The following is a 9,357-nucleotide window of genomic DNA, read 5'->3' as shown; positions in this document are numbered from 1 at the left end:
CGGTCTGGGCGCTCGCCCTGTCCCTGACGGGCTTCGCCGTGGGAGCGGCCGTCACCCACGCCAGACGGCTCTTCGGCCCCGCGACGCGGACGCTGTTGATCATCCTGGGGTGCGCCGCGGTGGTCGCCGCGGTCGTGCTGCGCTCCCCACGGTCGGCCGCCGCGGGCACCCGGGCCACCGACGACACCGTCGCACTGCTCGGCACGGCCCTGTTCGCGGTGTCCTGGCTGTTCGCCCTCCTGCTGGTTCCGACGACGCTGCTCGCCCGGCGGAGATGGGCCGACCTGCCGACACGGCTCCGGCCGTGGGCGGGCGGCTGGTTGGCCGCCCCCACGGTGGCCCTGGCGACCCTGCTCGGTGGCGGCTTCGGCGCGGGGCTCGCCGTCACCGCCCGTCACCTGCTCGACGCGGAACTGCACCTGCCCGACGGCTACGACCTGCTGACCCTGCTGTGGGGCGGCGGACTCGCACTGAGCACCGTGGTCGCCCTGTTCGGGGTGGCCGTGGCGGTGCCGTTCCGACGGGCGCGGCGCGGGGTGCCCGAGGTGCTCCGGCTGATGGGTATCCGGGCGCGGGACCGGCGGGAGGCCGCCGACGCCTGGGCCCGGGCCGGGTGGGAGCGCAAGTACCTGCACCGGGTGGTGCTCGGGATCGCGCTCGCCCTCAGCGCGGGTGCCACGGTGCTCGTCGTCCTGCGGGTCGCCGAGGTCGACGTCCCCCCGGCGCTCGACCCGTTGTCCGGCGCCGGGGTGGTCGCCCTCGGGCTGCTCGCCGGTGGCCTGCTCCGCGCCGTGTACACCGCCGCGACGGCACCCCGGCACGGGCGGCATCTCGCGGCCTTCGCCGACCTGGTGTGCTTCTGGCCGCGGGCGGCACACCCGGGGGTGCCGCCGTCCTACGCCGTCAAGGCCGTTCCCGAACTCGCCGAACGGGCGCGTGGGCAGCTACGGGACCCGGAACGCCGTGTCGTCCTCGCCGGCTATCACGTGGGCGGCCTGCTCGCCGTGCTGGCCGCGGGCCGGCTCGCCGCGGAGCTCTCCCCCGCCGAACGGGAACGCCTGGGGCTGGTCACCGCCGGGGCACCGTTGCAGTGGGGGTACCAGCGGGCGTTCCCGGCCGTGTTCGCCCATCCGGGCCTCGCCCGCCTGTACGGCATGCTCGGTCAGCGCTGGCGCGGGCTGTGCCGCGGTACGGACACCTTCGGCGGGGGCGCGACCACCTGGCGCCATCAGGTGACCGACGGCGTCCTGCTCGGTGTCGGATACCTCCCGGACGGGAGCGTGGGTCCGCTTCCGGCCGCCTCCCGGAACGACCCGGGGGTGCTGGTCCTCGGGGGCGACCACTGGTTGCCCGACCCGATGCCGGAGCCCACGGAGGCCCGACGCTGGGTGGCCGGGCTCCGCAGGCACGCCGACTACGTCGTGGACCCGGAGTGGGACCGGGCGGTCACCCTCGCGGCGGGCCTGGAACCCCCACCCCACCCACCACCCCCCGAGACCACGGGCGGCGCGCCGGGCGTCCCGACCGCTCCCCCGTCCGGGAGACCGTGAAGGGCACTTTCCCTGCGTAGGACGAAGTGAGGGGCACATTCCCTGCGTCGGGTGCAGGGAATGTGCCCCTCACGGGAAAACCCGGGTCGGGTCGCTCAGCCCCTGGAGCGGCGGATGCGGGTGAGGGCCAGCAGGGCGCCGCCGCCGAGCAGGAGCGCCGCTCCCAGGGCGATCAGCCAGCCGCTGCCGAAGCCGGTGGTGGCCAGGTCGTCGTTCTCGTTCACCGGGGACACCGTGGTCTCCGCCGTCTGCGGCGTGGTGCCGGAACCGCCGGTCGCGATCGTGGTCGCCTCGGTCCCGGTCGTGGTCTCCTCGCTCGGCTCCGTCCGGGTGGTGGGCTGTTCGGACGAGGTACCCGGCTCGTCCGGCCCGTCGTCCTGCGTCGGCTCGTCCTCCGGTTCCGACGTGGGTTCCCCCGGGGTCGTCGTGGTCGGCTGGTAGCCGCAGGCGAACCAGTGGCTGATCGCCGGGATGTTGTCGCCGTTGTTCAGCGGGGCCCGCAGATCCGTCCACGCCGGCTCGCCCGACAACCCGTTCTCACCGGGTGTGTAGACGTTGTACCCGGGACCGCCCTTCACCACGATCGCGGTGACCTCGGTGCGCTCGGGAATCGCGGTGATGTCGACGAAACGGTTCTGTTCCGGGACGCCCCCCTCGTAGACGAGTTCCGGAACGTTCTCGACATCTCCGTCGTCGCCGTAGCTGACGAGAATGCCATCCTTAGCGCCGTCGCACGTCACCGTGTTGCCGCCGTGCGCGACCGCGCGCGGGTCCTCGCCGGGGTCCTCCTCCGCGGCGACGGCTCCCGCGGTGGCGGTGGCCGTGCCGACGAGCAGGCCGCACGCCAGACCGGCGGCGACGGTGCGGGGACGGAACCTCGACATCAGGGACATACGGCACTCCGGGTACGGGAAGGAGGAAGCGGAACAGGGGGCCATGATCTTGGCATGGTCCGGACGGACCCTAATACGTGGGTGGCCCGGGCGGGGTGCCCTGCGTTCCCGGTGACCGGATCGAATCCGATCCTTTACCGTGGCCGGTGCGAATCGCGTCCGATTCGCAACCTCGGACGCGATACCCCGCCTTTCACACCGGCACGCAGTACAGATCCGGCTCCAGATAGATCAACCGCGCGGCCGGCACCTCCGCACGCACGCGCTGTTCCGCCCCGTCGATGGCGGCCGCCACCGCGGCCAGTTCGAGCCCCGGCCGCAGGGCCAGCTTGGCGGCCACCAGCAGTTCGTCCGGGCCCAGGTACTGGGTCCGGATGTGGATCACCCGTTCGACCTCGTCCCCGTCGGCGAGCCGCTCGACGATCGTCTCGAGTTCGCCGTCCGCGGCACCCTCGCCGACCAGCAGGCTCTTCATCTCCACGATCAGGATGAGGGCGATGATCCCCAGCAGGATCCCGATCATGATCGTGCCCACGCCGTCCCACACGGGGTTGCCGGTCACCACGGCCAGCCCGACCCCGAACAACGCGAACACCAGCCCGAACAGCGCCCCCGCGTCCTCCAACAGCACGACGGGCAACTCCGGGGTCCTGGACTGCCGGATGAACGCCCACCAGGACCTGTCCCCCTTGATCGCACGGGACTCGACGATCGCCGTGCGGAAGCTGTAGGTCTCCAGCGCGATCGCCACCAGCAGGATCACCACGGCGACCAGCGGCGAGTCGAGGTCCTCGGCGTGGCTCACCTTGTGCACGCCCTCGTACAGCGCGAACGCCGACCCCAGGGTGAACAGGACCAGCGCCACCACGAAGGAGTAGAAGTAACGCTCCCGCCCGTACCCGAACGGGTGCAGCCTGGTCGCTCTCCGCTTGGCCGTCCGCTGCCCGAGCAGGAGGAGTCCCTGGTTCGAGGTGTCGGCCACCGAGTGCACCGACTCGGCGATCATCGACGACGAGCCGGTGATCAGGAACCCGACGAACTTGGCCAGAGCGATCCCCGCGTTCGCGAACAGGGCCGCCAGGATCGCCCTCGTTCCCCCGTCGGCCGCCATGCGTGTCCCCCTCCGTGTCTCGCCTCACCACCGGACGCGGGAAGTCTAGAGCCGATCACGGTGCGACACCGCGACGCCGGGAGAACGGAGGGCACGATGTGTCCGGACCCACACCGGCGGTGACGGCGGGTCCGGACGGTGCGGGACGACGCGGGACGATCCGGACACGCCGGAGGTCGGTCAGGCGCAGGTACCCGCGGTGGCGCGGAAGACCCGTGCGGGTGCCGCACCGACCGGGTGCAGCTCCACGGCCGGGTCGGCGGCGGGCAGCCACACCGACTGCCCCCGTCGCAACTCGACCTTGCTGCCGTCCTCGGAGCACAACAGCAACTCACCCGCCGTACACAGCAGGATCTCCGGACCGGTGCCGTCCAGGCGGACCCCGGCGCGCTCGTGGGCGGCCCATTCGACCCGGGACAGCTCGAACTCGGTGGCGTCGGTGTGGTACACGGCGACCCGTCCGGCACCGTCCGGGCTCCCGCCGGTCAGCACCGGCATGTCACCGCAGGCGAAGTCGACCACCCGCAGCAGTTCCGGGACGTCCACGTGCTTCATCGTCAACCCGCACCGCAGGATGTTGTCCGAGTTGGCGAGGATCTCCACGGCGGTCCCGTGCAGGTACAGGTGGAGATTGCCCGCGGGCAGGTACAGCGCCTCCCCCTCCCGCAGGGTCAGCCGGTTCAGCAGCAGCGCGGCGAGCACGCCCGCGTCGTGGGGATGTGTCTCCCCGAGTTCCAGCACGGTGCGGCACTCGGTGTCGAACTCCCCGTGATCCTTGATGTGCCGGACGCACGCGTCGAGCACCTCCGGCAGCAGCCGGTCCAGCGTGGGCTGCGGCAGCGTGATCCACGTCGTGAACAGGGTGCGCAACCCGTCCGGATCGGGCTGGGCGGCGAGCAGGTCGGTGTACTTCGTCAGGCCGGGCGTGTCGATCGCCCGCAGCAGCCGCACCGTCCGGTGCGGGTCGCGGAACCCGGCGAGGGCGTGGAACTCGGTCAGGGCGCAGACCAGCTCCGGCTTCGCGGTCGGGTCGGGGTAGTTGCGGTGGGCCGCGTCGCGCGGGATACCCGCCGCCTCCTCGCGCGCCCACCCCTCGGCGGCCTGCTCGGCGGACGGGTGCGCCTGCAGCGACAGGGGTTCCTCGACGGCGAGGATCTTGAGCAGGAACGGCAGCCTGCCACCCCAGCGCGCCGCACAGCGGCGGCCGAGCTGCCCCTCCGGGTCGCCGTCGACGAGGTCGAGCAGGTTGCGTTCGGTCCCGTCGGCGTCGACGACGTGCGAGGGGTCGCCGGGATGGGCGCCCATCCACAGCTCCGCCTCCGGATGGGGGGCCGGTGCCGGCCGACCCAGCAACTCCGGGATCGTGGTCCGGGAACCCCACGCATAGGGCCGGACTGCGTTCCGCAGCAGTTCCACGGTCAACTCAACTCCTCGCCGGCCGTCGTCACCGGCCTGGTCACTCGGGCCTGGTCGCTCGGTTGCGCTGGCTGCTAGACGGTCACCGGTGCGGCGTGGCCGGTGCCTCCGATCGTTCCCGCCGCGAGGCCGAGATACAGCGCCGCGATCTCCAGTCGCAACGCCGACACGGCCGCGCGGCCCGCCTCGTCGGCCGAGATCTCCTCGGCGGGGGCCAGCAGATCGGCCGAGGTCAGGATCTCCCCGGCCTGGTGGCGGGCGGTGTCCGCGACCGGTCCGGTCCGCACGGACACCAACAGCACCCGGAGTGCCGGACCCTGAGTGGAGGGATCGTCCGGGTCGGCGAAGATGTCCCGCTCCCCGGAGCCCGCGACGGCGGCGCGGCGCAGTGCGGGACGCGCCATCGCCCGGCGGTACCCGGACACGTCCGCGACGACCGCCGCGTACGCGGCCAGCGCGTGCGCAGCGTGCCGGGCGACCGCCACCGCGGTCTCGTCGAGCCCCCACAGCAGCGGGACGCGGTCGGCCATCCGCAGTGCGAGCGACTTGGCCGGGTTGGCGAACGATTCCTGGCCCGGGTGGCACCGTCCGGCCTCGGCGTCCAGCAGATCGGCGAGCGCGTCCACGTCGCCCACCGGGGTCCCGAGGGCGTCGGCGGTGAGCAACCCGGCCGTCAACGCCGTCGCCCACGTCAGGCCGGGTGGGACGGTGACCCGGGGCGGCAGCAGCACCGCCCGGCCCGCGACGGCCGAGGCGACCGGACCGTCCGGGGGAGCCGAGAGCACCACCGTGGCGCCGAACCGCGCCGCCCGTTCCAACGAGGACGCGAGGTCCGCGTCCTGGGGGTCGTCGGTGTGGGCGACGACCACGTCGAGCGCGCCGACCCAGCCCGGCACCAGGTCCGCGAGCACGACCGGCACCGGGCTCTCCGGTGCGATCAGGGCGTGCAGCAGCGACGCCGCGGAGTCCCCGGCGCCGGGGCGGCGCAGCAACACCAGACTGCGGGGTCTGCCACCCTCGAGCCGCCCGGCCAGGTCGACCTCCGCCGCGGTCTCGGCGGTGGCACGCACCTGTGCGCCCGCCGTGGCGACCGCGCGCAACAGGCCCTCGACGTCGGCGTCGGACAACCGCTCCGGGTCGTCGAGCAGGGTGTCGTCAAGCACCGTCGGGCTCGTCCTTCGCGCGCTGGTCCCCACCACCGGCGTCGGTGTCCGGGAGGTCCGCCTCATCGAGCAGCAACACCGGGATCCCGTCGCGCACCTCGTACACGCGGCCACAGGACGTACAGGTCAGCGCGTCGGCGTCCGGGTCGTCCGGTGTTCCCGGCCGCAACGGCGCGTGGTCGGCGGCGGGACAGGCGAGAACCTCGAGGAGCTGCGCATCAAGCGTGACGGCCATGATTCCTCTCTACCACTCTCGGCGGAACAGGCGGGAGGCGAAGGTCAGTCGCGGAGGAGGGCGAGCACCTCGTCGGTCAACGCGCGCATCGCCGCCTCGTCGGGTGCCTCCACGTTCAACCGCAGCAGCGGCTCCGTGTTGGACGCCCGGAGATTGAACCAGCCCGATTCGCCGAGGTCGACCGTCAGGCCGTCCAACTCGTCGATCGTGCCGCCGCGCCGGGCGAACGCCTCGCGCACCGCGGCCTGCCGGGCGGCCTGGTCGTCGACCGTCGAGTTGATCTCACCGGAGGCGACGTAGCGGGTGTAGTCCGCCGTCAGCGCGGACAGGGTGCCCTCCTGCTCGCCGAGCGCGGCGAGCACGTGCAGGGCCGCCAGCATGCCGGTGTCGGCCCGCCAGAAGTCCCGGAAGTAGTAGTGCGCCGAGTGCTCACCGCCGAAGATCGCGTTGGTGCGGGCCATCGTCTCCTTGATGAACGAGTGCCCGACCCGGGTGCGCACGGGCTTGCCCCCGTGCTCGGTGACGATCTCCGGAACCGCCTTGGACGTGATCAGGTTGTGGATGATCGTCCCGCCGGGTTCCTTCGCGAGTTCGCGCGTGGCCACCAGCGCGGTGATCGCGCTCGGCGGGACGGGATCACCGTTCTCGTCCACCACGAAGCAACGGTCGGCGTCGCCGTCGAAGGCCAGGCCGAGGTCCGCACCGACCTCGCGCACCCTGGCCTGCAGGTCGACGAGGTTGGCCGGGTCGAGCGGGTTGGCCTCGTGGTTCGGGAACGTACCGTCGAGTTCGAAGTACAGGGGATCGACGGTGACCGGCAGCCCGTCGAGTACCCGGGGCACGGTCAGCCCACCCATGCCGTTGCCCGCGTCGACCACGACGGTCAGCGGGCGGATCGCGGTGAGGTCCACCAGCGTGCGCAGGTGGTCGGCATAGTCGGGGAGGACGTCGCGTTCGGTGACGCCGCCCGTCTGCCCCCCGAACTCGGGCACCCCGTGCTCCACGGTGTCGCGGATCTCCGCCAGGCCCGAGTCCTGCCCCACCGGGGCCGCGCCCGCACGGCAGAGCTTGATCCCGTTGTACCGGGCCGGGTTGTGGCTCGCGGTGAACATCGCCCCGGGCATGTTGAGCGACCCCGAGGCGAAGTAGAGCTCGTCCGTGCTCGCCAGACCGATCGAGACGACGTCGAGGCCCTGTGCGGTGACCCCCTCGGCGAAGGCGGCGGCCAGGCCCGGCGAGGAGTCGCGCATGTCGTGGCCGACGACGACCGAGGGCGAGTCCGGCTTGATCAGCAGGGCGAAGGCGGCCCCGAAGTCGGTGACCAGTTCCTCGGTGAGGTCCTCACCGACGACCCCACGGATGTCGTAGGCCTTCACGATGGCCGACAGGTCTGTCACGCCTCTCCCCGATCGTCGTCGACGTTGGCTTCCGGCTCACGGCCGCGTTCGACTCTCCGCAAGCCTCGATACCCGCAGGGGAGCCTACCGACACGTCACGGACGGTCAGGCGCGGCCGGGCAGAACCCGGAGGTGCCCCCGGCGGACGCCTTCCCCGGGCTGCGGTTCCTCCGGCTGCGGATCCGAGGCGGGGGCCCGGCGATCGGAGCGGCCCGCCTCCCGGACGGCCTCGGCCAGCGCCGTGAGCTCGTCGCTGGACGGTTCGGGTGCGGAGAACTCACCCTCGTGGCGGACGACCTCCCACCCCTTCGGCGCGGTGAGACTGAGCGCGTGGGCCTCGCAGAGGTCGTACGAGTGGGGTTCCGAGGCCGTGGCCAGTGGCCCCACCACCGCGGTCGAGTCGCTGTAGGCGTAGGTCAGCGTGGCAACCGCGGGTTCGAGGCAACCCGTCCGCGAACACTTCCGCACGCTCCGCACGGTGTCCCACTGTAGCTGCCACGGCGGCTCCCGTACCGCCGACACACCGGAAACGCCCCGACCGTGGCGCGTACCCTTCCCGGCTATGGCTCGTAGTTCGCGACAGCGGCGGCGCCGGGACCGGCACGGACGCGGGCTGCGCGGACCGCTGTACCCGTCCACGCTCCCCGCGGCGTCGAGCCGTGCCGAGAAGTTCGACGCGCTGGTGCTCGACGCGCTCGAACCGATCGAGGCCCGCTGGCGGCACGATCTGACGGAGCTGGACGTCGCCGTCGACGACGTCCCCGAGGTGGACACCGAGATCCCGTCCCCGGAGGCCGAGGGGGTGCTGCTGGACGGTGCGGTGCCGCTGTCCCGCCTGGTCCCGGCCGGGGTCGACCGGACGGGCCTGCCCACCCGCGCCCGCATCGTGCTCTACCGCCGCCCGCTGGAGGCGCGGGCGAAGGACCCGGTCGAGCTCTCGGAACTCGTCCACGACGTGCTCGTCGAGCAGGTCGCCAACTACCTCGGCGTCGAACCCGACATCATCGACGGCGGCTGACCACACTCCCGGCGTGTGCCGTGAAGGACCCCTTCCCCGCGTGTGACGCCGTGAAGGCCTCCTTCCCTGCATCGAGTGCAGCGAAGGGGTCCTTCACGGCACCCTGCGCGACGGGACCGCGGTGAACACGGTGAACAGCAGGGCCGTCACCTGTCCGAGGAGGAGCAGGTCGTGCCGGGTCGCGTCGTAGGAGACGGTGACCTCGGACTCCCGCGCCGGCACCGGGACCCCCACCTGACCCGACCACACGGACCGGATCGGGACCTCGGCGCCGTCGACCGTGGCCGACCACCCCGCCTGATACCGGGACGCCAGCACGAGCAGCCGGCCCGGTGGGCCGTCCGAGACCCGCACCGCGACCTCCGGCGGCTCGGCGTCGACGGGGGCCGACGCGGGGCGGCGCATGAGCCCGGCGTCCGGGGCCTGACCGCTCAACGCCCGCCCGGCCTGTTCCGGCGAGATCAGGGTGACCGGCGCCGAGACCGGCGTCAGCCGCACCGTCGCACGACCGTCCGTGGTCGGCGGGGCGGGAGCGACCAGGTCGGGCCCGGCGGACCGCAGCGCCGCACCGTCC

Annotated in this window: 8 protein-coding genes and 2 pseudogenes; 2 read left to right on the top strand and 8 right to left on the bottom strand. The window is 72.9% G+C overall.

Annotated features, from left to right (window positions below):
• A pseudogene (locus SACPADRAFT_RS27750) lies at nucleotides 1-1,550 on the top strand (hypothetical protein); the annotation flags it as partial.
• Nucleotides 1,551-1,645: 95 nt separating this feature from the next.
• Here SACPADRAFT_RS27750 and SACPADRAFT_RS0214125 read toward each other — a convergent pair.
• The 7 genes from SACPADRAFT_RS0214125 to SACPADRAFT_RS0214095 form a co-directional block, all read right to left on the bottom strand.
• Nucleotides 1,646-2,443: a hypothetical protein gene (locus SACPADRAFT_RS0214125; RefSeq protein ID WP_007025254.1), complete on the bottom strand. Its 798-nt coding sequence runs from the start codon at nucleotides 2,441-2,443 to the stop codon at nucleotides 1,646-1,648.
• A gap of 193 nt (nucleotides 2,444-2,636) precedes the next feature.
• Nucleotides 2,637-3,554 (bottom strand): cation diffusion facilitator family transporter, encoded by a 918-nt coding sequence (locus SACPADRAFT_RS0214120; RefSeq protein WP_007025253.1) that lies wholly within the window; start codon nucleotides 3,552-3,554, stop codon nucleotides 2,637-2,639.
• Between the two features lie 180 nt (nucleotides 3,555-3,734).
• Nucleotides 3,735-4,970, bottom strand: coding sequence for a mannose-6-phosphate isomerase, class I (manA, locus tag SACPADRAFT_RS0214115; RefSeq protein WP_028662460.1), 1,236 nt, complete (start codon nucleotides 4,968-4,970; stop codon nucleotides 3,735-3,737).
• 74 nt (nucleotides 4,971-5,044) lie between these two features.
• A complete protein-coding gene (locus tag SACPADRAFT_RS0214110) occupies nucleotides 5,045-6,133 on the bottom strand; it encodes an SIS domain-containing protein (RefSeq protein WP_007025251.1) in 1,089 nt (362 codons plus the stop codon).
• Complete coding sequence (locus SACPADRAFT_RS0214105; RefSeq protein ID WP_007025250.1) at nucleotides 6,126-6,368, bottom strand: Trm112 family protein; 243 nt, start codon at nucleotides 6,366-6,368, stop codon at nucleotides 6,126-6,128. The genes SACPADRAFT_RS0214110 and SACPADRAFT_RS0214105 overlap by 8 nt, the downstream gene beginning before the upstream one ends.
• A gap of 44 nt (nucleotides 6,369-6,412) precedes the next feature.
• Nucleotides 6,413-7,765 (bottom strand): phosphomannomutase/phosphoglucomutase, encoded by a 1,353-nt coding sequence (locus SACPADRAFT_RS0214100; protein WP_007025249.1) that lies wholly within the window; start codon nucleotides 7,763-7,765, stop codon nucleotides 6,413-6,415.
• 105 nt (nucleotides 7,766-7,870) lie between these two features.
• Nucleotides 7,871-8,242, bottom strand: a complete 372-nt coding sequence (locus SACPADRAFT_RS0214095; protein ID WP_028662459.1) for a DUF3499 domain-containing protein — start codon at nucleotides 8,240-8,242, stop codon at nucleotides 7,871-7,873.
• Between the two features lie 85 nt (nucleotides 8,243-8,327).
• Between SACPADRAFT_RS0214095 and SACPADRAFT_RS0214090 the strand changes: the two genes are divergently transcribed.
• Nucleotides 8,328-8,783: a metallopeptidase family protein gene (locus SACPADRAFT_RS0214090; protein WP_007025247.1), complete on the top strand. Its 456-nt coding sequence runs from the start codon at nucleotides 8,328-8,330 to the stop codon at nucleotides 8,781-8,783.
• A 93-nt stretch (nucleotides 8,784-8,876) separates the two neighbouring features.
• On the opposite strand, the pseudogene SACPADRAFT_RS0214085 reads toward SACPADRAFT_RS0214090, so the two are convergent.
• Nucleotides 8,877-9,357, bottom strand: a pseudogene (locus SACPADRAFT_RS0214085) (hypothetical protein); the annotation flags it as partial.

Origin of the sequence: Saccharomonospora iraqiensis subsp. paurometabolica YIM 90007 (genome assembly GCF_000231035.2) — a bacterium.
GTDB lineage: Bacteria > Actinomycetota > Actinomycetes > Mycobacteriales > Pseudonocardiaceae > Saccharomonospora > Saccharomonospora paurometabolica.
This window is presented reverse-complemented; position numbering and strand designations above follow the sequence as displayed.